This window comes from Stenotrophomonas sp. yr243, assembly GCF_900184195.1.
Classification (GTDB): Bacteria; Pseudomonadota; Gammaproteobacteria; order Xanthomonadales; family Xanthomonadaceae; genus Stenotrophomonas; species Stenotrophomonas lactitubi.
Map to the genome: position 1 here is coordinate 303,319 of NZ_FXWT01000002.1, position 24,953 is coordinate 328,271.

General features: G+C 65.9%; 19 protein-coding genes. 12 read left to right on the forward strand and 7 right to left on the reverse strand.

The window, feature by feature from the left end; genetic code table 11:
• Window positions 1–123: 123 nt before the first annotated feature.
• The 4 genes from QOL57_RS08140 to ybaL all read left to right on the forward strand — a co-directional run bounded on the left by QOL57_RS08140 (window position 124) and on the right by ybaL (window position 3,220).
• Complete coding sequence (locus tag QOL57_RS08140; RefSeq protein ID WP_089236576.1) at window positions 124–432, forward strand: hypothetical protein; 309 nt, start codon at window positions 124–126, stop codon at window positions 430–432.
• A gap of 9 nt (window positions 433–441) precedes the next feature.
• On the forward strand, window positions 442–1,026 hold the full coding sequence (locus tag QOL57_RS08145) for a hypothetical protein (RefSeq protein WP_141134217.1): 585 nt from the start codon (window positions 442–444) through the stop codon (window positions 1,024–1,026).
• Window positions 1,007–1,330 (forward strand): XVIPCD domain-containing protein, encoded by a 324-nt coding sequence (locus QOL57_RS08150; RefSeq protein ID WP_342351552.1) that lies wholly within the window; start codon window positions 1,007–1,009, stop codon window positions 1,328–1,330. Before QOL57_RS08145 ends, QOL57_RS08150 begins: the two co-directional genes overlap by 20 nt.
• Window positions 1,331–1,519: 189 nt before the next feature.
• Window positions 1,520–3,220: a YbaL family putative K(+) efflux transporter gene (gene ybaL / locus QOL57_RS08155; RefSeq protein WP_089236578.1), complete on the forward strand. Its 1,701-nt coding sequence runs from the start codon at window positions 1,520–1,522 to the stop codon at window positions 3,218–3,220.
• Window positions 3,221–3,607: 387 nt separating this feature from the next.
• Here the strand turns inward: ybaL and QOL57_RS08160 are convergent, their stop codons facing one another.
• Window positions 3,608–4,894, reverse strand: a complete 1,287-nt coding sequence (locus QOL57_RS08160) for an aminotransferase class V-fold PLP-dependent enzyme (RefSeq protein WP_089236579.1) — start codon at window positions 4,892–4,894, stop codon at window positions 3,608–3,610.
• Window positions 4,895–5,074: 180 nt separating this feature from the next.
• On the opposite strand from QOL57_RS08160, the gene QOL57_RS08165 reads away from it, so the two are divergent.
• The 3 genes from QOL57_RS08165 (at window position 5,075) to QOL57_RS08175 (ending at window position 8,037) form a co-directional block, all read left to right on the forward strand.
• Entirely contained in the window at window positions 5,075–5,809 is a 735-nt protein-coding gene (locus QOL57_RS08165) for a response regulator transcription factor (RefSeq protein ID WP_089236580.1), read from the forward strand.
• On the forward strand, window positions 5,806–7,095 hold the full coding sequence (locus QOL57_RS08170; protein WP_089236581.1) for an ATP-binding protein: 1,290 nt from the start codon (window positions 5,806–5,808) through the stop codon (window positions 7,093–7,095). The genes QOL57_RS08165 and QOL57_RS08170 overlap by 4 nt, the downstream gene beginning before the upstream one ends.
• A 141-nt stretch (window positions 7,096–7,236) precedes the next feature.
• The gene (locus QOL57_RS08175; RefSeq protein ID WP_089236582.1) at window positions 7,237–8,037 is read left to right on the forward strand and encodes a MipA/OmpV family protein; all 801 of its coding nucleotides are present in this window, start codon (window positions 7,237–7,239) and stop codon (window positions 8,035–8,037) included.
• Between the two features lie 79 nt (window positions 8,038–8,116).
• Here the strand turns inward: QOL57_RS08175 and clpB are convergent, their stop codons facing one another.
• Window positions 8,117–10,702, reverse strand: coding sequence for an ATP-dependent chaperone ClpB (gene clpB / locus QOL57_RS08180; protein ID WP_089236583.1), 2,586 nt, complete (start codon window positions 10,700–10,702; stop codon window positions 8,117–8,119).
• Window positions 10,703–10,882: 180 nt separating this feature from the next.
• A complete protein-coding gene (locus QOL57_RS08185) occupies window positions 10,883–11,698 on the reverse strand; it encodes a DUF3014 domain-containing protein (RefSeq protein WP_089236584.1) in 816 nt (271 codons plus the stop codon).
• A gap of 149 nt (window positions 11,699–11,847) precedes the next feature.
• On the opposite strand from QOL57_RS08185, the gene QOL57_RS08190 reads away from it, so the two are divergent.
• A complete protein-coding gene (locus tag QOL57_RS08190; protein ID WP_089236585.1) occupies window positions 11,848–12,558 on the forward strand; it encodes a glutathione S-transferase in 711 nt (236 codons plus the stop codon).
• Between the two features lie 139 nt (window positions 12,559–12,697).
• Here QOL57_RS08190 and QOL57_RS08195 read toward each other — a convergent pair whose 3' ends face one another.
• From QOL57_RS08195 to QOL57_RS08210, 4 genes are all read right to left on the reverse strand, one after another.
• Window positions 12,698–14,302 carry a hypothetical protein gene (locus QOL57_RS08195; RefSeq protein ID WP_089236586.1) on the reverse strand — a complete coding sequence of 535 codons (1,605 nt, stop codon included), beginning with the start codon at window positions 14,300–14,302 and terminating at the stop codon, window positions 12,698–12,700.
• A 695-nt stretch (window positions 14,303–14,997) separates the two neighbouring features.
• Window positions 14,998–16,716, reverse strand: coding sequence for a thiamine pyrophosphate-dependent enzyme (locus tag QOL57_RS08200; RefSeq protein ID WP_089236587.1), 1,719 nt, complete (start codon window positions 16,714–16,716; stop codon window positions 14,998–15,000).
• 109 nt (window positions 16,717–16,825) lie between these two features.
• The gene (locus QOL57_RS08205; protein ID WP_089236588.1) at window positions 16,826–17,686 is read right to left on the reverse strand and encodes an SH3 domain-containing protein; all 861 of its coding nucleotides are present in this window, start codon (window positions 17,684–17,686) and stop codon (window positions 16,826–16,828) included.
• A 36-nt stretch (window positions 17,687–17,722) separates the two neighbouring features.
• The gene (locus tag QOL57_RS08210; RefSeq protein WP_025874309.1) at window positions 17,723–18,199 is read right to left on the reverse strand and encodes a DUF3574 domain-containing protein; all 477 of its coding nucleotides are present in this window, start codon (window positions 18,197–18,199) and stop codon (window positions 17,723–17,725) included.
• A gap of 241 nt (window positions 18,200–18,440) precedes the next feature.
• Here QOL57_RS08210 and QOL57_RS08215 point away from each other — a divergent pair, with 241 nt between their 5' ends.
• The 4 genes from QOL57_RS08215 to otsA all read left to right on the forward strand — a co-directional run bounded on the left by QOL57_RS08215 (window position 18,441) and on the right by otsA (window position 24,910).
• Window positions 18,441–20,873 carry a TonB-dependent receptor gene (locus QOL57_RS08215; protein ID WP_089236589.1) on the forward strand — a complete coding sequence of 811 codons (2,433 nt, stop codon included), beginning with the start codon at window positions 18,441–18,443 and terminating at the stop codon, window positions 20,871–20,873.
• Between the two features lie 97 nt (window positions 20,874–20,970).
• The gene (otsB, locus tag QOL57_RS08220; RefSeq protein WP_089238068.1) at window positions 20,971–21,729 is read left to right on the forward strand and encodes a trehalose-phosphatase; all 759 of its coding nucleotides are present in this window, start codon (window positions 20,971–20,973) and stop codon (window positions 21,727–21,729) included.
• Window positions 21,730–21,767: 38 nt separating this feature from the next.
• Window positions 21,768–23,549 carry a glycoside hydrolase family 15 protein gene (locus QOL57_RS08225; RefSeq protein ID WP_089238070.1) on the forward strand — a complete coding sequence of 594 codons (1,782 nt, stop codon included), beginning with the start codon at window positions 21,768–21,770 and terminating at the stop codon, window positions 23,547–23,549.
• Window positions 23,546–24,910 carry an alpha,alpha-trehalose-phosphate synthase (UDP-forming) gene (gene otsA, locus QOL57_RS08230; protein WP_089236590.1) on the forward strand — a complete coding sequence of 455 codons (1,365 nt, stop codon included), beginning with the start codon at window positions 23,546–23,548 and terminating at the stop codon, window positions 24,908–24,910. Before QOL57_RS08225 ends, otsA begins: the two co-directional genes overlap by 4 nt.
• The last annotated feature ends 43 nt before the right edge of the window (window positions 24,911–24,953 follow it).

Consider the following 24,953-nt stretch of genomic DNA (forward strand, 5'->3'; position numbering starts at 1 on the left):
TAATCACCGGATCAACGAAGGAGCCGCTCCGTGACGAGAGCCTGCATCACTCGCCGCCATGTGCACGCTGCGCTCGCGTGGGTTGCGTTGGCAGCCTCCCTGTCAGGGTGTTCAGGAGATCACGTGAAACCCAGCTATTCCAAGTCGAGCCTGGAGCCGGTCGTCGTCACCCAGCTCTCCGCAGCGAAGCCCCAGGTGCAGTTCAATGAGCCGATGGAGAGCATGTACTACGCTGCTGGGATGAGCTACGTCGTGGAGGGCGGCACCATGAAGGTCGTTGTTGATCGCTGCCCCATATCCGGCGAATGCAAAACCATGCTGCGGCGTGACGTAAAGCCCGGCCCTGCAGGCCCAGCCCGTCAGGAAATCCCCTTGATGGCGCCGCGCGTGGTGATGGTGTTCGCCGATGGCGAAGCACAGATTTTTCCATAGGGACATGCCATGAGCGACAAGGTCGTCCTCGGCATCCACAGTCACGTGGACCCCAATACGCAGGGGTCGTTCAATCAGTTCGTGGACGGCCACGCCTGGATCTCGGTGACTCGAAACGGCCAGACGACGTTCCATGGCCTGTGGCCAGACGACCATCCGCGCGTTGAGGACAATGGCCCACGTTCGGACATCCGCGAAGGCATGGAAGCCCGATCCACACCTTCGGCCTCACGCTTTTACGAATTGACCCCCGAGCAGGTCAAGCGACTTGACCAGGCCCTGGGCGAAAATGTCACCTGGTCATATGGCAATACCTGCGCATCGTGGGCGACCAGTACCGTGAACAACGTGACTGGGCAGTCCCTGGATGCAGGCGAACTGATGTTCACCGATACGCCATACGCCGCGGGAGCTGATCGAGTCCATTCGCAAGGCAGAGCGTTTGCAGCCCACCAGTCCTTCGCAGCCGCAACCGGCAGCCGAACGGCCGGAAACCAGCATTCCATCGCTGAGCGATGCCTCGAACTCGCTACACCAGCAGGCCCTCGCGGGCGTCCACGCGCTGGACGCTTCGCTGGGTCGCGCATCCGATGAATCCAGCCAACGCATGGCGGCCAGCCTCACCCAGCTTGCCCGGACACAGGGTCTGGACCGGATAGACCATGTGGTACTGGGCTTGCCGACGGGCCAGTCCCCTCGGCCGGAGAACATCTTTGTCGTCCAAGGAGCCTTGGATGACCCGGGCCATCTGCGTGCCCACATCAACATTGAAGCGGCACTTCAGCAGCCCGTTGCAGAGTCGCTGCGGCAGATTCACCAGTTGGACAGGCAGTTGGCCGCTTCGCCGCAGCAGGCCGAGCCGGCCCTGGAAGAGATCCAGCGCCGGCAGATGGTGTGATCGTCGCTACGCCTGGAGCACTCCACAGGTAGACGCCGTCAGGCCCGTCAGGAACTGCCGGCCCTCACCACGCCTTGATACCCCGCCCGTACAAGCTGTCCACGCAACGATGCGATACGCTGACTGGGTTTGCCGTATGTGGCCGTATCGGTGAAAATCGGGGTACCCCCCTGTTTCCTGCGAGAGCCGATGCACCATGACACCGACCTGATCAACATCGTTGCCGTTGGTCTCGGGCTCGCCTTCATCTTCGGCGCGCTGGCCAACAAGCTGCGCTTGTCTCCTCTGGTCGGTTACCTGGTTGCTGGCATCTGCGTCGGCCCGTTCACTCCGGGCTTCGTCGCCGACCAGGCATTGGCCAACCAGCTGGCCGAACTGGGTGTGATGCTGCTGATGTTCGGCGTCGGCCTGCACTTCTCGCTGAAGGACCTGATGGCGGTCAAGGCCATCGCCATTCCCGGTGCCATCGGCCAGATCCTGGTCGCTACCCTGCTCGGCTGGGGCTTGGCGGCATTGATGGGCTGGCCGGTCATCCATGGCGTGGTGTTCGGTTTCGCGCTGGCCACGGCCAGTACCGTGGTGCTGCTGCGGGCAATGGAAGAGCGCCGCCTGCTGGAAACCCAGCGCGGCAAAATCGCAGTCGGCTGGCTGATCGTCGAGGACCTGGCCTGTGTGCTGGCACTGGTGATGATGCCGGTGATGGCCGGCGTGTTCGGGCCCGACGCGGCCAATGAACACCACACCATCGGCAGCGTGCTGGCCAGCATCGGCTGGACGTTCGTGCAGCTGGGCCTGTTCGTGGCGGTGATGCTGGTGGTCGGCCGCCGGGTCATTCCGTGGATCCTGGAGCGCATCGCTGGTACCGGCTCGCGCGAACTGTTCACCCTGTCGGTGCTGGCGATCGCGCTGGGCGTGGCATTCGGTTCGGCGATGCTGTTCGGCGTGTCGTTCGCGCTGGGCGCGTTCTTCGCCGGCATGCTGCTCAATGAATCCGAACTCAGCCACAAGGCGGCCAGCGATTCGCTGCCGCTGCGCGATGCATTCGCGGTGCTGTTCTTCGTCTCGGTGGGCATGCTGTTCAATCCCAGCATCCTGATCGAGCACCCGTGGCAGGTGCTGGCCACCGCCGGCATCATCATGTTCGGCAAATCGGCGGCGGCGTTCTTCATCGTGCGCGCGTTCGGCCATCCCACCGGCACTGCGCTGACGATCTCGGCCAGCCTGGCGCAGATCGGCGAGTTCGCCTTCATCATCGCCGGCCTCGGCGTGACCCTGAAGATCCTGCCGCCCACCGGCCAGGCGCTGGTGCTGGCCGGCGCGCTGATCTCGATCATGCTCAATCCACTGGTGTTCGGTCTGCTCGACCGGTGGCTGCTGAAGCACCAGGAAACCACGCCCCAGGCGGTGGAGACCGAGCTGCCGCCCGGGCCGTCGCTGGACCTGCATGACCACGCCATCGTCATCGGCTACGGCCGCGTCGGCAGTGCGCTGGCACAGGTGCTGCGCGATCGCGGCGTACCGGTGATGATCATCGACGACAACAAGGAACACGTGGCCGAAGCACATGCGGCCGGCCTGCCCGGCATCCGCGGCAGCGCTGCATCGGATCGCGTGCTGGCCGAGGCCCATCCCGAGCGCGCCAAGATCGCGGTGCTGGCGATCCCGCAGCCGCTGGAAGCCGGTGAGACACTGGCCAAGCTGCGTGCGATCAACCCCAACCTGACCCTGCTGGCGCGCGCGCACAGCGATGCCGAAGTGAAGCATCTGCTTGAACACGGTGCCGACGGCACGGTGATGGCCGAGCGCGAGCTGGCCTACTCGCTGGCCGAAATGGTGATGGCGACCCCGCCGTATCGCAGCCTCGGGCAGCACAGCATTCCGGTGGTGTGAGGGGTGTGCGGCAGGGCTGCGCCCTGCACCCGCGGTAGTGCCGCCCGCTGGCCGGCAACTTCAATAGCAACAGCAACAGCTAGAGCAGGCTTCCTGTGGGATGGCGGGGTGGCATGGCCTGCTCTTGGTGGGTGTCGACCTTGGTCGACACGTAGATCCACGCCATGCGTGGATGCTTTTCGATGCGCTGTCGGAATATTCGATTTCGATTGAGATTCATCCACGCATGGCGTGGATCTGCCGGGGTTGGTTGCGCCTAAAAAAATCCCCGGCCGACCCGCATCGGCCGGGGATGATATCGCCACGCCCTTGGAGAGCGTCTCTACCGTAGCGCTTTCCTGCCGCGTTGGTGATCGCCTATGGCGATGACGACCAAGCCGCCAGCTATCAGGTGTCGGCCAACGCCTGCTCCAGGTCAGCGCACAGGTCGCCGATGTGCTCGATGCCGATCGACAGGCGCACGGTGTCCTCGCTGACCCCGGCCCTGGCAAGCTCGGCCGCATCCAGTTGGCGATGGGTGGTCGACGCCGGATGGGTGGCCAGCGACTTCGCATCCCCCAGGTTCACCAGCCGGGTGAACAGCTTCAGTGCATCAAGGAAACGCGCGCCGGCAACGCGCCCGCCGGGCAGGCCGAAGGTCAGCACGCCGGAGCCGTGGCCGCCCAGATAGCGCTGTGCCGCCGCGTGTTCGGGGTCGTCGGGCAATCCCGCATAGCGCACCCAAGCCACTTTCGGATGGGCGCGCAGGTACTCCGCTACGGCCAGCGCATTGGCGTTGATCCGCTCCATGCGCAGGGCCAGGGTCTCGATGCCCTGCAGGATCAGGAAGGCATTGAACGGTGACAACGCTGCACCGGTATTGCGCAACGGCACCACCCGCGCACGGCCGATGTAGGCCGCCGCGCCGAGCGCTTCGGTGTAGACCACGCCGTGATAGCTCGGGTCGGGCTGGTTCAAGCGGGCGAAGCGTTGCGGCTGTGCCGTCCAGTCGAAACGGCCCGAATCGACGATCGCCCCGCCCAGACTGGTGCCGTGGCCGCCAAGGTACTTGGTCAGCGAGTGCACCACGATGTCGGCGCCATGTTCGAACGGGCGCAGCAGGAACGGCGTGGCCACGGTGTTGTCGACGATCAGCGGCACGCCCGCCGCATGCGCGACCTCGGCGATGGCGGCGATGTCGGTGACGTTGCCGCGCGGGTTGCCAATCGATTCAACGAACACCGCCTTGGTGCGCTCGTCGATCAGGGCTGCGAACGCAGATGGGTCAGCCGGATCGGCAAAACGCGTCTGGATGCCGTACTGCGGCAGCGTGTGCGCCAGCAGGTTGAGGCTGCCGCCATACAGCGCGCTGGCGGCAACGATGTTGTCACCGGCCTCGGCGATGGTCTGGATTGCATAGGTGATCGCCGCCTGCCCCGAGGCCAGCGCCAACGCGCCGATGCCCCCTTCCAGCGCCGCCACGCGTTGCTCCAGCACGTCGGTGGTGGGGTTCATGATGCGCGTATAGATGTTGCCCGGCACCTTCAAGTCGAACAGGTCCGCCCCGTGCTGGGTGTCATCGAATGCGTAGGCCACGGTCTGGTAGATCGGCACCGCCACCGCGCGGGTGGTCGGGTCGGGACGATAGCCGCCGTGCACGGCCAGGGTTTCCAGTTGCCACTGCGGATCGCTCATTGCGCCAGGCTCCATCCGGGGAAACGCCCACCATAGGCCAGCGTTCGACCGCCACTGAGAGCCCCTGGCGATGACGCCAGTACCGGTGGTTATCAGGTTGCCCGGGATTCAGGCAGACGTCATGGGCCGTTGCTAGGCTTCGCCGCCGGGCCCTTTGCCCCGGACAAGGACGCCCTACCGATGCAGCCCTCCCCGTGGACTCCCGCCGCCGGCACCCCGACCCAGGTGTTGCTGGTCGAGGACGACCGCCGCCTGGCCGAGCTGGTCAGCGACTACCTGCGCGAACACGGATTTGCCGTGCAGCACGTGCCGCGTGGCGACCTGGCCAGCGCGGCCTGCCGCCAGCACGCGCCGGAACTGGTGGTGCTGGACCTGATGCTGCCTGGCCTGGGTGGCATTGATGTGTGCCGGCAGATCCGCAGTTTTTCCGACGTGCCGATCCTGATGCTGACGGCGTGCGAGGACGATATCGAACAGGTGCTGGGCCTGGAGTCCGGCGCCGATGACTACGTGCACAAGCCGATCGAGCCGCGCCTGCTGCTGGCACGCCTGCGCGCGCTGCTGCGCCGCCGCCATGGCAGCGGCCCTGCCGGCGTACCGTGCCGGCTGATGCATGGCGAACTGCTGATCGATCGCGTGCAGCGCGAGGTTCACCTGCATGGGCAGCCGGTGGAACTGGGTACCACCGAATTCGAAATCCTCTGGCTGCTGGCCAGCCAGCCCGGGCAGATCCTCTCGCGCGACCAGATCCTGCAGGCGGCGCGCGGCATCGGCTTCGATGGCCTGGACCGTAGCGTGGATGTCTGCATCGGCAAGCTGCGCCGCAAGCTGGGCGACGACGCGCGCGAACCTCGCCGGATCAAGACCGTCTGGGGCCGCGGCTACCAGTTCAACCCGTCGGCCTGGTCGGCGTGAAGCGCCTGTTCCTGTGGCTGTGGTTCGTCACCGGTGCCTGCCTGCTGGTGTCGGTGTTCAGCCTCAACCATCTGCTGGACCGCATTTACACGCCCCTGCAGGAACGTGTCTTCGTCGAACAGGTGCGCGGCCAGGTGTATGCACTGCGCAGCGGACTGGCCGGTCTGGACCGCCCGCAGCAACAGCAGCGTCTGGCGCAATGGCAACCGCACTACGGCATTGCACTGTCACTGCTGGATGCACCGCCGGCACTGGATGACGAAGAGCGCAGTGCCCTGCGCGGTGATGGCTTCATCGTTCGTGAGCGCTACCAGCAGGTGCTGCTGCCCATCGATGCTGCTGACGGACGCTGGCTGCAACTGCGCTTTCCCGGCGAAGTGCAGATGACCCTGTACATGACCGCTGCCGCCTACCTGTGCATCCTGCTGCTGGTGGGCGCCTGTCTCTATGCCTGGGTACGCCTGCTGTGGCGCGACCTGGAGGCACTGCGGGGTCATGCAGACCGCATCGGTGCCGGCGACCTGCAGGCGCGTGCGCAGGTATCGCCGCGCTCGCAGATCCGGGTCATCGTCGAACATTCCAACCGCATGGCAGCGCGCGTGGCCGAACTGGTGCAACGGCAGCGCGACCTTACCCACGCCATTTCCCATGAGCTGCGCACGCCGATCGCACGCCTGGCCTTCGGCCTGGACCTGATGCAGGACAGCAACGATCCGGCGCGGCGGGCACACCTCGCTGCCGGCCTGCATGGCGATCTGGCCGAGCTCAACCGGTTGGTCAGCGAGCTGCTGGCGTACGAGCGGCTGGAACATCCCAACGACGCCGAGCCCATGCAGCGGATCGAAGCGAACGACTGGCTGCAGGCCTGCATGGAAGACGCGCGGCGCGATGCCGAGCGCGCGGGCCTGGTGCTGCAGGTGTGGCCCAGTGCGCTGCCACGCGTGGATGCCGAGCCACGGCTGCTGCAGCTGGCCCTGAGCAACCTGGTCGGCAACGCGATGCGTTATGCACGCACCCGTGTGGAGGTGTCACTGGTCAGCGTGGCCGGCAAGGCCTGCCTGCGCGTGGATGACGATGGCCCCGGCATCGCCGAAGGCGATCGCGAGAAAGTGCTGCGCCCGTTCACCCGCCTGGATGACAGCCGCAGCCGCGATACCGGCGGCTTCGGCCTGGGCCTGGCCATCGCCGGGCGCATCGCGGTTCGTCACCACGGCGAACTTCGCGTGGGACGCGCGACCCTCGGTGGCGCGCGCCTGGAAATGCACTGGCCAATGGCTGCCAGCTGAACGGCGCAGGCCGCGCTTACAGTTGCTTACAACTCCCGCACAACTGCGGACGGATTGGTCGCCGGCGTCCCGCCACGCTGGCGACCCTGCAGCACGCGCCGGATGCGCGCGCTGCACTTCCTCCCAATGCAGAGAGTTGCCATGTCCCACCTTCGCCGTTTCCCCACCCTGCTCGGCCTGGCCGTGTTGCCGTTGTTCGCAGCTTCCGCAGCGCATGCCAAGGATGACAAGTGGACTTTCGAGCTTGCTGCTGGCGGCGGTGTCGCCCCGCGTTACAGCGGCAGCGAGGAATTCCAGGCCGCACCGACGCTGTCCTTCGACGTGACCTCACCGGGCGGTTGGTTTCTGGGTACCAGCGGTGCGGGTTGGGGTACGGCGATCGGCGAACACACCCGCGTGCGTGCCTACGTCGGTGGCAGCGGCAGCCGCCGCGAGAAGAACTCGATCCTCGGCGGCTCGGACTTCCTGCGTGGCATGGGCGATATCGATACCCGGCCCCTGGTCGGCCTGGCGGCTGGTTATACGCTGGGTGAGGCGGTGCTCAGCGGTTCCTGGCAGTACACGCTGAAAGACGACGACAAGGGCGACAACGGCCTTGCCACCCAGCAGATCCACCTGAACCTGGAGATGCCGTTGTTCGATCTGGCCGGTGGCGTGGTCAGCGGCAGCGTCTCCACCGACTACGGCAACCGCGGCTACATGCAGACCTGGTATGGCGTCAGCCCTGACCAGGCCGCTCGCACCGGTTTCGCCCAGCACAAGCCCAAGGCCGGTCTGGTCAGCGCCGGCCTGGGCATGAAATGGAGCCATCGCGCCGGTCGCAACGGCAACTGGTACATCGCCGTGGAAGGCACCCGCCTGCTGGGCGATGCGGCAGACAGCCCGATCGTGCAGAAGGCCAACCAGTTCGGCTTGATGACCGGGTATACGCACCGGTTCTGAGCATTGCCGGCAAGCGCCGGATGCGGCCGGTCGCTACAACGGAAACGGGACGCTGCGATCATGCAGCGCCCCGCTTGGTTCAGGCCTTGGCAAACACCAGATGGCCGCCGTCGTTGCCCACTTCGATGGTATCGCCGTTGGCGAACGCACCGGACAGGATCTGCTGCGCCAGCGGGTTTTCCAACTGCGCCTGGATCGCACGCTTCAGCGGACGCGCACCGTAGACCGGATCGAAGCCAACGTTGCCGAGCAGATCGAACGCCGCATCGGACACCACCAGCTTCAGGCCACGCTCGGCCAAACGCTTTTCCAGGCCGCGCATCTGGATGCGCGCGATCTGCTTGATCTGCTGCTTGTCCAGCGGATGGAACACCACGATGTCGTCCAGGCGGTTGATGAACTCCGGACGGAAGTGCGCCTGCACCACGCCCATCACCGCGGCCTTCATCTGCGTATACGCCTCCGGCGTGTCATCGCCACTCATGTCCTGGATCTGATGTGAGCCCAGGTTGGAGGTCATCACGATGACGGTGTTGCGGAAGTCCACCGTGCGGCCCTGGCCGTCGGTCAGGCGACCGTCGTCCAGCACCTGCAGCAGGATGTTGAACACATCCGGATGTGCCTTTTCCACCTCATCCAGCAGGATCAGCGAATACGGGCGACGGCGCACGGCCTCGGTGAGGTAACCGCCCTCCTCGTAGCCCACGTAGCCCGGGGGCGCACCGATCAGGCGTGCGACGCTGTGCTTCTCCATGAACTCGCTCATGTCGATGCGGATCATCGCGTCGGCGCTGTCGAACAGGAACTCGGCCAGCGACTTGCACAGTTCGGTCTTGCCCACGCCGGTCGGGCCCAGGAACAGGAACGAGCCACCCGGTCGATTCGGATCGGACAAGCCAGCGCGCGAACGACGCACCGCGTCGGACACCACCTTGATCGCCTCTTCCTGGCCGACCACGCGGTTGTGCAGCACCTCTTCCATGCGCAGCAGCTTGTCACGCTCGCCTTCGAGCATCTTGTTGACCGGGATGCCGGTCCACCGCGAGACGACCTCGGCGATCTCCTCGTCGGTGACGCGGTCCTGCACCAGCTTGAAGTCGTGGTTCTCCACTTCCTGGGCGGCGGCCAGCTGCTTTTCCAGCTGCGGCAGCACGCCATACTGGATCTCGCTCATGCGGGCGAAATCCTGCCGGCGCTGCGCCGACTCCAGTTCAACCTTGGCCTGCTCGACCTGTTCCTTGAGCTTGGTCGTGCCCTGCAGCGCGGCCTTCTCCGACTTCCAGACCTCGTTGAGATCGGAGAACTCGCGCTCCAGCGCGTCGATATCGTTTTCCAGATCGGCCAGACGCTGCCGCGAGGCATCGTCCTTTTCCTTCTTCAGCATCTCGCGCTGGATCTTCAACTGGATCAGGCGACGCTCCAGCCGATCCAGTTCCTCCGGCTTGGAGTCGATCTCCATGCGCAGGCGTGAAGCGGCCTCGTCCATCAGGTCGATGGCCTTGTCCGGCAGCTGCCGATCGGTGATGTAGCGGTTGGACAGGGTGGCCGCGGCGACGATGGCCGGGTCGGTGATCTCCACCCCGTGATGCACCGCGTACTTTTCCTTCAGGCCGCGCAGGATCGCGATGGTGTCCTCCACCGTCGGCTCACCCACGAACACCTTCTGGAAGCGGCGCTCCAGCGCAGCGTCCTTTTCAATGTACTTGCGGTATTCGTCCAGCGTGGTCGCACCGACGCAGTGCAGTTCACCGCGTGCGAGTGCCGGCTTGAGCATGTTGCCGGCATCCATCGCGCCGTCGGCCTTGCCCGCGCCGACCATGGTGTGCAGCTCATCGATGAACAGGATGATCTGCCCTTCGCTCTTGGCCAGGTCGTTGAGCACGCCCTTCAGGCGCTCCTCGAATTCGCCGCGGAACTTCGCACCGGCGATCAGCGCGCCCATGTCCAGCGACAGCACGCGCTTGCCACGCAGGCCTTCGGGCACTTCGTCGTTGATGATGCGCTGGGCCAGACCTTCGACGATCGCGGTCTTGCCCACGCCGGGTTCGCCGATCAGCACCGGGTTGTTCTTGGTACGACGCTGCAGCACCTGGATGGTGCGGCGGATCTCTTCGTCACGGCCGATCACCGGGTCGAGTTTGCCGCTCTCGGCACGCGCGGTGAGGTCGATGGTGTACTTCTCCAGCGCCTGCCGCTGCTCTTCGGCGTTCTCCGACTGCACGTTCTCGCCGCCACGCAGCTTGTCGATGGCGGCCTGCAGGCGCGCCTTGTCGGCACCGGCAGCGCGCAGCGCCATGCCCAAGGTGCCACCATCTTCCAGCGCGGCCAGCACGAACCACTCGCTGGCAATGAAGGCATCGCCCTGCTGCTGTGCCAGCTTGTCGGTGTGGTTGAGCAGGCGGTTGAGATCGTTGCCGATCGACAGGTTGCCGGCTTGGCCGGACACCTTCGGCAGCGCTTCAAGCGCCTCGTCCAGGCGCTCGCGCAGCACCGGCACGTTGACGCCGGCCTGGGCCAACAACGGCCGGGTGCTGCCGCCCTGCTGGTCCAGCAGGGCGCTGAAGACATGTACCGGTTCAATGATGCTGTTGTCGCGGCCTACCGCCAGCGACTGCGCGTCTGCCAGCGCCTGCTGGAAACGCGAGGTGAGCTTGTCCATGCGCATTGTGAAACCTCATCGGTCATCTTGGCCGGCCGCGCCGGCGATGCTGGAAAGATGCGGTTGCCCCACCCGGTTTCAAGGGTGGCTGCGACTGCATTCGAAGGCCAGTCAGCCTGCGGCCAGCATGCCGGACGGGGTGTTGTCGGCGCGTTGATCCGGATCAGATCCGCACGATGAGGGCTCTCAACGGGTGATCGCGCCCCGGATCGCCCGCAGCTGCTGCTTGACCGCCCGCGCCTGCGCTGCGTCCATGCGCAGCAGGGCCTTCTGGCCGATCGAGCGCGATTGCAGGGTGGAATCAACGAAGCGGTAGCGTCCGCGCTCATCGCGCTCCACCCGTGGCGCTTGAGCCAGCTCAGGGGTGTCCAGCAGATGATCGATGACTGACACCAGGCGGTCATTGAAGTAGCCATCGGGCTTTCCAAGATCGACGTAGGCCTGCTGGATCAACGGATAGAAACGCTTGTAGGCCATGGCCGCCGACGCCGGGTCGAGCGCAGTGAAGGCGTGCACATAGGGCGCATAGCGCGCCGCATTGGCCGCAGCGATGCGTTCGCCACCCTCCCCCTGCTCCACCTGCAGGCTGCCCGGCAGCGGCCGAGCGGCCAGCGCGGTAGGCGGCACACTGGCCTTGTCCAGGTTGTCGACCTGGGTAACCAGCCGCTGGATCAGGTGATCACGCAGCAGCGCAGTCAGTGCCCCCTCGCCCTTGAACAGCTGGCTCAATGCGCTCCAGGCGGCAGCATCGCTGTCAGCCAGCTTCGGCAGCGCCGGATCGGCGGCGGTCTCGGAGTCCAGCGGATGCCTGATCGGTGGTGGTGCGGGTTCTTCGACGGCGACGGGCTTCGGTGCAGCGCCTGCCGAGGTCGGGGTGGATTGCACCGGCACCGATACGCCATCTGCCAGGCCCTGCAACTGGTCGCGGAACAACCATGTGCCCGCGCCGCCCACCACCACCACGCCCAGAACCCAGGGCCAGACCGCTTTTCCACTCTGCATGATGCAGTACCTCGCTTTTTACCTGCATGGACAAGGTGTGACTCCCCTCATTCCGCAGGGTTCCCCACCCATTCCGCTGGCGTTGTGGTTCACGCCTGCTTTGCGCGGTACGCGCGACCCTGTTGTTCTTGCCTGGTGGAGAAGTCTTCATGCAGTACGCGCTGTACTACTGGACCGGCATCCAGGGCCGTGGCGAATTCGTGCGGCTGGCGCTGGAAGATGCCGGCGCCGACTATGTCGACATGGCGCGAATCCACGGCGACGCGGTGATGCAGCCGTTCCTCGACGGCCACAGCGAAGGTGCGCAACCTTTCGCGCCACCGTTCCTGAAGGCCGGGCGACAGGTCATCGCACAGGTTGCGGCCATTCTCGATTTCCTCGGCCCGACGCTGGATCTGGTCCCGCAGGCCGCCTCGCGGCGCATGCAGGCGTTGCAGTGGCAGCTGACCATCGCCGATCTGCTGGCCGAGGTGCACGACACCCACCATCCCATTGCCGCGTCGAAGTACTACGAAGACCAGAAGGCCGAAGCCAAGGCGCGCGCCGCTGCGATGCGCGGTGAGCGCCTGCCAAAGTTCCTCGGCTACTTCGAGCAGGTGCTGAAGGCCAATGGCGGTCGCCACCCGTTGCGCGAGCACTCCTACGTGGATCTGTCACTGTTCCAGCTGCTGAGCGGGCTGGACTACATGTTTCCGCGTCGCATGCAGGCGTTGTGGCCGACGTTGCCGTTGCTGCGCGCGTTGAAGGATCGGGTGCAACAACGGCCCGGCATCGCCGCCTATCTCGCTTCGGAGCGGCGGCTTGCCTTCAACACCAACGGCATCTTCCGGCATTACCCGGAACTGGATTCAGAGCGGTAATACCGCCGCCTGCCAATCTCCCATGTAGAGCCGAGCCATGCTCGGCTCAGAGCAGCCGAGCGCAGGCTCGGCTCTACAACGTACCCGAAGCCGACCGATGCCCAGCAGGGTGCCGGCCAGCGGCCGGCACTACCCGTGATCAGTCGTTCCCAGCCAGCGGCTTCACCGCCTGCTTCTGCAACGACAGCAGCCCCAACAGGATGGCCAAGGCCACATACGCGCCCGCGAACTGCCAGCTGATGACACGGGCCAGGCCCTGCAGATCCCACGGCAGGTAGATGCCGCCGCGTGGATCCACCGAATGGATCAGGCCGAACAGGGTGAGCACTGCCGCCACCAGCAGGAAGCCGCAGGCGCGGCGCAGGCGCCCATCGACCATCGCCGCGACGGTGGCGATCCACAGCATCGAGGTGATGATGAAGCCGTTGCCCAGCGCGAAGATCACCGCCAGCTCCGGCAGCCCGTGACCATCTACGTGGGTCAGCAATGCACCCATCTGCTCGGCCGGAATCCAGCCCGGTGCCTTGATCGCCAGCAGGTAGGCTGCCGACGGCAGGAAGCCCAGCACCATCGCGCCGGCATGCTGGCGCGGCGTCGCCTGGAACGCCTGGGTGGTGATGTCGATCGACACGTACACAATGATCGGCGCCAGCACCGCCAGCGGCAGCCACTGCACCAGCCCGGAAATGATGCCGAGCATGCCGCCGATGCCGACGAACAGGCCGGTCAGCAGCGTGTAGCCGCTACGCGCGCCCATGTGCTTGTAGGCCGGCTGACCGATGTACGGGGTGGTCTGTGCAACGCCGCCGCAGACGCCAGCCACCAGCGTGGCCACCGCTTCCACCAGCAGGATGTCGCGGGTGCGGTAGTCATCGCCGGCCGCGCGCGCGCTCTCGGAGACGTTGATGCCACCAACCACCATCAGCAGGCCGAACGGCAGCAGCAGCGGCAGGTAGGTCATCGCGGTCGGCAGGCCCTCGATGAAGCCCAGCGTCGGCAGCGGCAGTACCACCTGCGGCGGCACCCAGGCCGGAATCTGGAAGCCGGGCACACCCAGCCCGGCCAGGCCAAGCCCGTAGTACAGGACGGTGCCGAACACGAACGCCAGCAGCACACCCGGACCGCGCAGCGGCAGCTTGCCCTTGGCGATCAGCACGTACAGCAGCAGGCCCAGCGTGGTGAAGCCGACCAGCGGCGAGCGCAGGGTTTCCAGCAACGGCAGCAGGCCCATCAGCACCAGTGCGATGCCCGCGATCGACCCCAGCAGCGCGGCACGCGGCAGCGCGCGGGTCACTGCTTCGCCGAAGAAGGACAGGATCAGCTTGAGCACGCCCATGATGACCAGCGAGGCCATGCCCAGCTGCCAGGTGGCGATGGCCGCGGCGTGCGGATCCATGCCCTGCTGCTTGAAGGCCAGGAAGGCCGGGCCCAGCACCAGCAGCGCCATGCCGATGCTGGTCGGCGCATCCAGGCCCAGCGGCATGGCGGTGACGTCGTCGCGCCCGGTACGCGCGGCCAGGCGCCGTGCCATCAGGGTGTACAGCAGGTTGCCGACCAGCACGCCCAGGGCAGTGCCGGGGAACATACGGCCGAAGACCACGTCGGCGGGGAACTGGAACATCCCGACCAGGGCCATGGCGATGAAGCCGAGGATAGAGAGATTGTCGACGACCAGGCCGAAGAAGCCATTGAAGTCGCCAGCGACGAACCAGCGGCGCGGCGCGGTGGAAGCGGGAGCGGACATGGAAGGGGCGGTGGGGGTGGGGACCGCCGATGGTAGGCCCAGCGGGGCCGGCGCGCCAATTCCCGCGTGGAATGATGGGTTCCAGCCAACGGCGGAGCCCCTCGTGGTTGGTCGCCGAAAGCAGCCCATCGGAGTAGACCGGGCGGGGTGGGCGGGGTGGGCTGCGCAGGACACGCCGTAAACCCGTCCATGGGGGCTCGATGGCGCCATCCATGGCGCCAACGGTCCTGCGCAACCCACCCCGCCCGGCCCCTGACAGTTTCCTGCGGGCGCCAGCCACGGAACAGAATCAAAAGATCAAAAGCAGAAGCCGGTCGCTTCGCTCGCGAGCCGGGCATGGCCCGGCTCTACAGAGATCACATCCGTCGATATGCCCAGAAATCCATCCACGCATCGCGTGGATCGACGTGTCGACCAAGGTCGACACCCACCAAGAGCAGTCGACACCCACCAAGAGCAGGCCATGCCATTCCGACAGATCGCGGAAACCTGTCGAAGGCGGGGTGGGTCCGGTTGCGGGGGCGTGAGCCGCATGGATGCGGCGACCGAGCTTACATGGACGTACTTGCAGCGTCCCCCGCAACCGGACCCACCCCGCCATCCCACGGATAGCAAGCTGTTGCTGTTGCTTCGGCCGTTGCCGTTGCCGTTGCCTCTGCGGGTGCAGGGCGCAGCCCTGCATCAAACCCAACCTCTTACTTCTTCAGGAAGTTGTCCACCAGCAGATGCTTCACGTCGTCGATGCGACCGCTCAGCACCGCCTTGGCCGCATACAGCGCCGTGCCCGCCACCTGCTTGGCCTCGATCTGCGGCGGCATCACCAGCTCCGCGCGACTGGTGTGCACGTCCAGCAGGGCCGGCCCACGCTGGGCCAGGAAATCCTGCACCGCTTCTTCCAGGTCCTCGCTGCGGGTCACCGTGCGGCCATGGAAGCCGATCACCTCGGCCAACCGCCCGAAGTCCGGATTCTTCAGGTCGGTGTAGTTGTCCAGCAGGCCCTCCACCTTCTGCTCCAGCTCGACGAAGTTCAGCGAGCCGTTGTTGAACACCACCACCTTGATCGGAAGATTTTCCTGCACCGCGGTCAGCAGATCGCCGAGCAGCATCGCCAGCCCACCGTCACCGGACAGCGAAATCACCTGCCTTCCCGGAAATGCCTTCTGCAGACCCAGCGCCTGCGGCATCGCGTTGGCCATCGTGCCGTGCAGCAGGCTGGTCAGCGTGCGGCGCCGACCGTTCACCCGGATGTGCCGCAGCACCCACACCATCGGCGAGCCACCATCGGCAGTGAACAGCGCATCGTCGGTGGCGTACTTCGACAGCAGCGCGGTCAGGTGCTGCGGATGGATCAGCTCGCCTTCACCCGGCTGCTCCTCCTGCTCGCGCTTCTTCAGCGCCTTGTCGCGATGCTCGATGCATTCGTCCAGGAAGCTGCTGTCTTCGCGCGGGGGCAGCATCGGCAGTAGTGCGTCCAGCGTCGGCGCGATATCACCGACCACGCCCACGTTCACCGGGTGGCGACGACCGAGGTGGCTGCCGTCGCGGTCGACCTGGATGATCGTGGCCTTGTCCGGATAGAACTGGCCCCAGGCGAAATCCGCGCCGAGCAGCAGCAGCGTGTCGCACTCCATCAACGTATGGAATCCGGATTCGATGCCGAAAACACCGGTCATGCCCATGTTGTACGGGTTGTCCGGTTCGACGAAGTCCTTCGCACGCGACGTGTGCGCCACCGGTGCCTGCAGGCGCCGCGCCAGTTCCAGCAGCTGCGCATGCGCGCCCTGGCAACCGGCGCCGGCATAGATGCCGATGCGCTTGCCCTGCCCCAGCAGTTCGGCAATCTGCTGCAGTTCGCTATCGGACGGACGCAGTACCGGCTGGGTGTAATGCACCGAGAACGGCACATCGTGCTTCACTTCCGCTTCGCTGATATCGGCCGGCAGGATCACCACCGCCACGCCGCGCCGGCTGATGGCCGCCTGGCAGGCCAGTGCCACCACGCGGCGCGCCTGGGCCGGGCTGTGCACCTGCTCGCAGAACACCGTGCAGCTGCCATACACCGCCTTGAAATCCACTTCCTGCGGGAACTCCATGCCGAGTTCGCTGGTGACCACCTGGCTGGCGATCAGCACCATCGGCGCACGGTTGCGGTTGCTCTCGAAGATGCCGTTGATGAAATGCAGGCCACCAGGCCCGCACGAGCCCGCGCAGGCGGTCAGCTGGCCGCTGATCAATGAATCGGCACCGGCGGCGAACGCGGCGACCTCTTCGTGGCGCACATGCACCCACGCGATTTCACTGCGATGCAGTGCATCGGTGACATGGTTCAGGGTGTCGCCGACGATGCCATAACAACGGCGGACGCCCGCCTGCTGCAGTGTATCGACGACGATCTCGGCAACGCGCTTGCTCATGGTGCTGCAGCCTGGTTCGGGGGAAACCCGAGGCTAGACCCGGTGAAGTGATGCTGCCGTGGGCAAGAGGCCGATCGCCTTGTTGTGCAAACTACGGGCAGCGCTGCCGTCAATCGTTGACGTTGATCCAGCCCTCGATCGCGCCCTGTTTCGGATTGCGGTAACGCAGCTTCACCCAGCCGTCCTGCTCATCCAGCATTTCCACGCGATCACCCTGCACCAGGTAGCGCTTGGTGCTTGATGCGCCGGGCCGGTCGAACAGGAACAGGCGCGCTGGCACCACGGTGGCTTCCTGGCCCCGCAGCGGTGCGCGGCTGGCGGGTGCGCCCAACCCGTCGCCAATGGCGCTTTCCAGCATCTTGCCGGCAGGATCATAGGTGCGCCACACCGCCAGCGGGCCTTGGTTTTCGGTCTCTTCCCAGCGCAGCGCCTGGTTGAGCGTATCGCCCAGCATCAGCACATTCTCACTGCGATACAGATAAAGCTGCGGGCCGTTGAAGCGATACACGTCGGTGTACCACATCGGCCCGCTGCGGCAGCTGGCGGTCAATGTGCGCGCAGCTGCATCGGCGGTGAGGCCCATCAGTTCACCGCACTGATCGTGTCCATGGGTCACCGCCTTCAGCGCGCGGAATTCACCACTACCCACCTCGAAGCGATAGACCGCAACAGCCTCATTGACCATGCCCACCGCCGCGCGCGCAATCAGTTCAGGGTGCCCATCGAAATCGAGGTCCTCCGCGCTCAGGCGCGAATTGCCATCGGCGTCCGGCGCGCCAGGCAGGTGCTGGCGCTTCCCGGCAGGCTGCAGCAGCACGGCAAGCATGCCGTCCTCCTGCACCTCGGCGGTCACCTGTACGCCCGCTGCCGGCGAAAACCGCAGCGGGCCCTGGTCCTCATCCTGCGCCTGCGCCACGGGCGTCAACACGCCGGCAAGCATCGTGCCCAACAACACATCCCTGGGTTTCATCATCATTCCCTGCAGCGCCACTATGGCGCCTCTGGGTCAGAACGATACGTCAACCGCCTGCCGCGACCACAACACGGACTGGTGCTTGGTCTGCTGCTTCCAGGCCAGACGGATCGCTTCGATGTCGGCGCGGCGCTGCGGGCTGTCCTCGTGCAGCACCACCAGCACCTTGGTGCGCAGGCGGTTCGGGGAGGCATCGCCACGGAACAGCCACTGGCCGTAGGCATCGAACACGGTCAGCCCATCCGGGAAGCGCGGGGTCACCTCCTTGTCCAGGAACGCGCGCCACTGCGCGTCGCTGATGGTGTCGGCCTGCGGGCGGTCACCGGCGCCCTGCTCTTCGCCCACGCCGAAGTACAACTCGCTGCGCACCCAGCCGTGGCCGCTGGACGGACGCGCGGCGTCGCCCTGCAGGTCGGCGGTGGTGGCATAGGCGCTGGGCGCCTTGGAGGACAGGCTGGCGCAGCCACTGGTGGCCAGCAGCACGGCGAAGACAAGGCCAAGGTGTTTCATCGGGAACAGCACTCCGGGAAGGGGAAAAAGCACGACGAAGGGGCACGGAGGGTACACCTGCGCCTCGGTTGCGGCTGCAACCAATGGCCTCATGCCGGCAGGGCATGAAGTGATGCGATGGGAGCCGGGGCTTGCATCGCACCGCCTCCTCACGCCAAGATAATATATCGCTTCATCCGGATGGATGTAAGTGAAACTATCTCCCCCGCCCCTTCCCCACGTCGTTGCTGCTGGAGTCCGCATGTCCCCCCGCCTGTCCGCGTCGCCGCTCGGCCTCGCCATCGCGCTCGCCCTGTCCCCCGCCCTGGCTTCGGCCCAGGACGCCGCCACCAACCTGGACACGGTGATCGTCACCGGTACCCGCGCCGCCGACCGCACCGTGCTTGAATCCACTTCGCCGGTGGACGTGCTGACTGCCGAGGACATCCGCAAGGCCGGCGTGGTCAATGGCGAGCTCGGCAGCGCCCTGCAGGCCCTGCTGCCCTCGTTCAACTTCCCGCGCCAGTCCAACTCGGGTGGCGCCGATCACGTGCGCGCCGCGCAGCTGCGCGGGCTGTCGCCGGACCAGGTGCTGGTGCTGATCAATGGCAAGCGCCGCCACCACACCGCGCTGGTCAACACCGACAGCAAGATCGGCAAGGGCACCACCCCGGTCGACTTCAATTCGATTCCGGTCAGCGCCATCAAGCGCATCGAAGTTCTGCGCGATGGCGCCGGTGCGCTGTACGGCTCCGATGCGGTGGCCGGCGTGATCAACGTGATTCTCGACAACGGCGGCGACGGCGGCGAGATCGAAGCCAGCTACGGCGCCAACCACACCGATCTCAAGCCGATCGGCCGCACCCTCACCGATGGCCAGACCGGCAACATCAGCGCCAAGGTCGGCACCTCGCTGGGCGAGGACGGCGGCTTCCTGCGCGTGGGCCTGGAATACAAGAAGCGCAACGGCACCAACCGCGCCGGCTTCGACCAGATTCCGCCGTGGGACCAGACCGAGGCCAATCTTGCCCTGCAGGGCAAGCGCAACTACGTGCTCGGTGATGGCGCAAGCAAGGACATCAACCTGTGGCTGAACACCGAGATCCCGGTCGGCAAGACCGCGACGTTCTATGCATTCGGCACCTTCAACCAGCGTGATACCGAAGGCGCGAACTACTTCCGCTACCCCGACGGCGATGCCAACTGGAAGCAGGTCTACCCCAATGGCTACCGGCCGATCTCCGAAGGCGAGAACCGCGACGTGCAGGCGGTGGCCGGTGTGCGCGGGCAGTGGGGCGAATGGGCTTACGACGGCAGCCTGGATTACGGCCAGAACGACTTCACCTACCGCCTGCGTGATTCGCTGAACGCCTCCCTGGGCCCGACCAGCCCGACCCGCTTCAAGACCGCCGACTATGAGTACGCACAGACCGTGGGCAACTTCGATCTGAGCCGCGTGTTCTCGCAGTCCGACAGCATCAGCCACACCCTGGGCCTGGGCGCCGAAGCCCGCCACGAGCGCTACCAGACGCGTCCAGGCGACCCGGCCAGCTACGCCGCCGGCCCGTACACCGATCGCCCGACCGGCTCGCAGGCGGGCGGCGGCCTGACCCCGCAGGACGCGGCCACCCTGTCGCGTGATGTGTCCAGCGCCTACGCCAGCCTGTCCAGCCAGTTCGGCGAAAAATTCTCCACCGATCTGGCCGCGCGCTACGAGCACAGCGATGACTTCGGTGGCGAGCTGACCGGCAAGCTCGGCCTGCGCTACGAATTCACCCCCGCATTCGCCCTGCGCGGCGCGATCTCCAACAATTTCCGCGCGCCGTCGCTGGCGCAGATCGGCTACGAATCCACCTCCACCGGCTACAACGCCGGTGGCCAGCTGGTGCAGGGCCGCCTGCTGTCGGTCAACAACCCCATCGCCCGTGGCCTGGGTGCGCAGGACCTGAAGCCGGAGAAGTCGCTGAACACCTCGCTCGGCTTCACCAGCCGCATCGGCGAGCACTTCGACCTGTCACTGGACTTCTTCCAGATCGACATCGACGACCGCATCGCACTGTCGGAGAGCATCACCGGCGATGCGCTGACCGACTACGTGGCCGCCAACTACGGCGTCAGCGGCCTGCAGAGCGCCAGTTTCTTCGTCAACGCCGCCGATACGCGCACGCGCGGTGCCGAGCTGGTGAGCAACTGGCGGCAGTCGCTGGGCGATGGACAGTTGTTGCTGACCGGCACCTACGCCTACACCAAGACCACATTGAAGAACGTATTGGCCACGCCGGCGCAATTGCAGGCACTGAACCCGGACTACGTACTGTTCGGCATCGAAGAGACCAATACGCTGACCGATGCCACGCCGCGCACCCGTGGCAGTTTCGCGGCCAGCTGGAGCAACGACCGCTGGTCGCTGAGCAGCCGGGTGAACCGCTACGGCAGCGCGACCCGCGTATTCAACTTCGGTGATGGCTACATTCCGCGTCAGACCTACCAGGCCGAATGGCAGCTGGATGCGGAAGTTGAATACCGCATCACGCCGCAGTGGAGCGTGGCGATCGGTGGGCAGAACCTGACCGACAACTACCCGGATCGATCCAACGAGGACATTCACTACTTCGGCAACCTGCCCTACGACGTGCTGTCGCCGATCGGCAGCAACGGTGCGTACTACTACGGGCGCGTGCGTTACACGTTCTGATTGCTGCGAACGGCGTGCCGACCAACGGTCGGCACGACCCACAGCCGTAGCCTGACCTCGACCCCACGTACACGCTGGCGCTGGCATGGTGGTCGCCATGGCTGAACCGCTCCCCCTGCGTCCGCCACCTCCATTGCTGGACGACGCCTGCGCGTTGTTCCTCGATGTGGATGGCACCCTGATCGAATTCGCTGCACGCCCCGACGCCGTGCAGCTTCTCCCCGATGTGCGTGAAGCCATCGGCCGCATCAGTGATCGACTGGAAGGTGCCGTGGCACTGGTCAGTGGTCGCCCGCTTGAACAGCTGGACCAGCTGTTTGCGCCGCTCAAGCTTCCCGCCGCGGGCCTGCATGGCCACGAACTGCGTGCGCAGGACGGGCACGTGATACGCGATGAGCATGGCGACGACACCGCCGACTGGCTGCATGCCCTTCATCAACAAGCGATGCGTTTCGCCCATGGCCACCCCGGCGTACTGGTCGAGAACAAGGGCGTAGGCCTGGCCCTGCACTGGCGTGGCGCGCCGCATGCCGCCAACGATGTGCGTGCCTTCGCCGACCGCCACATCCGCGGCCGTGCCAGCTACCGCCTGCAGCCAGGCGACCATGTCGTTGAATTCGTTCCGGTGGCTACCAACAAGGGCCGGGCCGTACGTCGGCTGATGCAGTACCTGCCGTTCCGTGGGCGTCTGCCGGTGTTCCTCGGCGATGACCTGACCGATGAATTCGGCTTCGAAGCGGCCAACGGCCTGCACGGCTGGAGCGTGCTGATCGGCGAACGTGAACCCAGCGCGGCGGTGTTCGCGCTGCCCGACATACGCAGCGTGCACGCCTGGCTGCGTGAGAATGCGTATTGACCCCGGCCCCCACGGCCGCAACCGAGATGTACCGCGTGATGACCCAACCCGATCTTGATCTGGGCGTGGTCGGCAACGGCAGCTTCGGCGCTCTGGTCGACAAACACGCCCGTGTTGTCTGGAGTTGCCTGCCGACCTTCGACGGCGACCCGACCTTCTGTGCCCTGCTCAGCCCCAACCAGCAGACCGGCGGCGACTTCGCCATCGAGCTGGAGGACTTCGCCGACAGCGAACAGGAATACCTCACCAACACCGCGATCCTGCGCACCGTGCTGCGCGATGCACATGGCGGCGCGCTGGAAATCCTCGATTTCGCCCCGCGCTGGCGCCAGAACGATCGTTTCTACCGGCCAGTCAGCCTGATCCGCCAGGTGCGTCCGTTGTCCGGCAGCCCGCGCATCGTGATCCGCGCACGCCCGCTGGCCGACTGGGGCGCACGTGTGCCCGAGTCCACCTGGGGCAGCAACCACGTGCGCTGGATCCTGCCCGAGCATGTGCTGCGCCTGACCACCGATGTCCCGGTGCGCTTCGTGCGTGATGGCATGCCGTTCGTGCTCAACCATCCCATCCACCTGATCCTGGGCGTGGATGAATCGCTCAACCGTTCCATCAGCGGCTACGTGCAGGAAGCCTTCCAGCGCACCCGCGACTACTGGCGCGAATGGGTGCGTTACCTGTCCATTCCGTTGGAATGGCAGGACGCGGTGATCCGCAGTGCGATCACCCTCAAACTCTGCCAGTACGAGGACAGCGGCGCGATCATCGCGGCGATGACCACCTCGATTCCGGAGGCGCCCGGCAGCGTGCGCAACTGGGACTACCGCTACTGCTGGCTGCGCGACGCCGCCTTCGTGGTACGCGCGTTGAACCGTCTGGGCGCCACCCGCACGATGGAGCAGTTCCTCGGCTACATCTTCAACCTGGCCACCACCGACGGCACCCTGCAGCCGCTGTATGGCATCGGCTTCGAAGCCAAGCTGGACGAGGATGAAGTACCCAGCCTGTCCGGCTACCGCGGCATGGGCCCGGTGCGGCGCGGCAACCTGGCCTGGGTGCAGCGCCAGCACGATGTATACGGCAGCGTGGTGCTGGCCTCCACCCAGCTGTTCTTCGACCGCCGCCTGCAGGATCCGGGTGACAGCCACACCTTCGCTCGGCTGGAACCGCTGGGCGAACAGGCCTTCGCCCTGCACGACGTGCCCGACGCCGGCCTGTGGGAATTCCGCGGCCGCACCGAAGTGCACACCTACACCAGCGCGATGTGCTGGGCGGCGTGCGATCGCCTGTGCAAGATCGCCGTGCGCCTGAAGCGTGATGACCGCGCGCAGTACTGGCGCGAGCGCGCCGACACCATCCACGCACGCATCATGGAAAAGGCCTGGAGCGAAGAACTCGGCCACTTCACCGACACCTTCAATGGCCATCGTCTGGATGCCTCGTTGCTGCTGCTGGCCGACATCGGCTTCATCGACGCCAACGACGCGCGCTTCGTCGCCACCGTCGAGGCCATCGGCCGCGACCTCAAGCATGGCAACGCGCTGTACCGCTATATTGCGCCCGATGATTTCGGCGAGCCGGAAACCAGCTTCACCATCTGCACGTTCTGGTACATCGATGCGCTTGCCGCCATCGGCCGCATGGACGAAGCGCGCGACATGTTCGAAGCGCTGCTGCAGCAGCGCAACCATCTGGGCCTGCTGTCGGAGGACCTTGCCTTCGACGGTGGTGAAGCCTGGGGCAACTTCCCGCAGACTTACTCGCATGTCGGCCTGATCACTGCGGCCATGCGCCTGTCGCGGTCCTGGCAGGAGGCCTCGTGAGCCGTCTTGTCATCGTTTCCAACCGCGTGGCCGTTCCCGGCGAGAACCGCGCCGGCGGCCTCGCTGTCGGCCTGCTGGCGGCATTGAAGGAGCGCGGCGGGCTGTGGTTCGGCTGGAGCGGCAAGAGCGTGCGCGAGGCCAGTGGCACGCTGCACGAACAGCGCGACGGCGATATCCAATACGTCACCATGGACCTGGCCAAGCGTGATGTGGACGGCTACTACAACGGCTTCGCCAATCGCACCCTGTGGCCACTGCTGCACTTCCGCCTGGACCTGGTCGACTACGACCGCGGCACCCGCGAGACCTACCACAGGGTCAACGCACTGTTCGCCGACAAGCTGGCGCCGCTGCTGCGCGAAGACGACATCGTCTGGATCCACGACTACCACCTGATTCCGCTCGGCGCGATGCTGCGTGAGCGCGGCATCGGCTGCCGCATCGGTTTCTTCCTGCACATCCCGATGCCCTCGGCCGATCTGCTGCAGGCCATGCCCGACCATCTGCGGTTGTTCTCGGCGCTGTATGCCTACGACCTGGTCGGTTTCCAGACCCAGCGCGATGCCGATCGCTTCCAGACCTACCTGCGCCTGTTCGGCGGCGGTCGGGTGCTCGACAACGGCAACCTCGAAGCGCCAGGTGGGCGCCACTTCCGCGCTGCGGCGTTCCCGATCGGCATCGACACCGAGCTGATCGCCCGCCAGGCCGGCACCGCCGCCAGCAAGGCGGCAGTGAAGAACCTGCGCAGCAGCCTGCGCGACCGCCAGCTCGCCATCGGCGTGGACCGCCTGGACTACTCCAAGGGCCTGCCCGAGCGTTTCCTCGGCTTCGAACGCTACCTGCAGCGCCATCCCGACCAGCGCGGCTCGCTCACCTACCTGCAGATCGCCCCGGTCTCGCGCGGCGATGTCACCGAGTACCGGCAACTACGCAGCCAGCTGGAGCAGATCGCCGGCCACATCAACGGTGGCCACGCCGAGCCCGACTGGACGCCGCTGCGCTACGTCAACCAGAACTTCACCCACGCCACCCTGACCGGCTTCTACCGCGCCGCCGCTGTCGGCCTCGTCACCCCGTTGCGCGATGGCATGAACCTGGTCGCCAAGGAATACGTGGCCTCGCAGGACCCGGAAGATCCCGGCGTGCTGGTGCTGTCCCTGCTGGCCGGCGCCGCCGATGAACTGAAGCAGGCACTGCTGGTCAACCCGCACGATCTGGATGGTGTGGCCGATGCCATCGCCACCGCCGCCACGATGTCACTGCGCAGGCGCCAGGAACGCTGGCACGCGATGATGGAACACCTGCGGACGTACGACATCAACCACTGGCGCCGCAGCTACCTCGAGGCGCTGGAAGGCTGAGGCAAGAGCTCCTGTAGAGCCGAGCCATGCTCGGCTGGCTCTT

What these genes read in the sequence shown, in the direction of transcription:
- QOL57_RS08145 (WP_141134217.1), top strand. Translation starts at nt 442, where the DNA reads ATGAGCGACAAGGTCGTCCTCGGCATCCACAGTCACGTGGACCCCAAT.
- ybaL (WP_089236578.1), top strand. Translation starts at nt 1,520, where the DNA reads ATGCACCATGACACCGACCTGATCAACATCGTTGCCGTTGGTCTCGGG.
- QOL57_RS08160 (WP_089236579.1), bottom strand. Translation starts at nt 4,894, where the DNA reads ATGAGCGATCCGCAGTGGCAACTGGAAACCCTGGCCGTGCACGGCGGC.
- QOL57_RS08165 (WP_089236580.1), top strand. Translation starts at nt 5,075, where the DNA reads ATGCAGCCCTCCCCGTGGACTCCCGCCGCCGGCACCCCGACCCAGGTG.
- QOL57_RS08175 (WP_089236582.1), top strand. Translation starts at nt 7,237, where the DNA reads ATGTCCCACCTTCGCCGTTTCCCCACCCTGCTCGGCCTGGCCGTGTTG.
- clpB (WP_089236583.1), bottom strand. Translation starts at nt 10,702, where the DNA reads ATGCGCATGGACAAGCTCACCTCGCGTTTCCAGCAGGCGCTGGCAGAC.
- QOL57_RS08185 (WP_089236584.1), bottom strand. Translation starts at nt 11,698, where the DNA reads ATGCAGAGTGGAAAAGCGGTCTGGCCCTGGGTTCTGGGCGTGGTGGTG.
- QOL57_RS08190 (WP_089236585.1), top strand. Translation starts at nt 11,848, where the DNA reads ATGCAGTACGCGCTGTACTACTGGACCGGCATCCAGGGCCGTGGCGAA.
- QOL57_RS08195 (WP_089236586.1), bottom strand. Translation starts at nt 14,302, where the DNA reads ATGTCCGCTCCCGCTTCCACCGCGCCGCGCCGCTGGTTCGTCGCTGGC.
- QOL57_RS08200 (WP_089236587.1), bottom strand. Translation starts at nt 16,716, where the DNA reads ATGAGCAAGCGCGTTGCCGAGATCGTCGTCGATACACTGCAGCAGGCG.
- QOL57_RS08205 (WP_089236588.1), bottom strand. Translation starts at nt 17,686, where the DNA reads ATGAAACCCAGGGATGTGTTGTTGGGCACGATGCTTGCCGGCGTGTTG.
- QOL57_RS08210 (WP_025874309.1), bottom strand. Translation starts at nt 18,199, where the DNA reads ATGAAACACCTTGGCCTTGTCTTCGCCGTGCTGCTGGCCACCAGTGGC.
- QOL57_RS08215 (WP_089236589.1), top strand. Translation starts at nt 18,441, where the DNA reads ATGTCCCCCCGCCTGTCCGCGTCGCCGCTCGGCCTCGCCATCGCGCTC.
- otsB (WP_089238068.1), top strand. Translation starts at nt 20,971, where the DNA reads ATGGCTGAACCGCTCCCCCTGCGTCCGCCACCTCCATTGCTGGACGAC.
- QOL57_RS08225 (WP_089238070.1), top strand. Translation starts at nt 21,768, where the DNA reads ATGACCCAACCCGATCTTGATCTGGGCGTGGTCGGCAACGGCAGCTTC.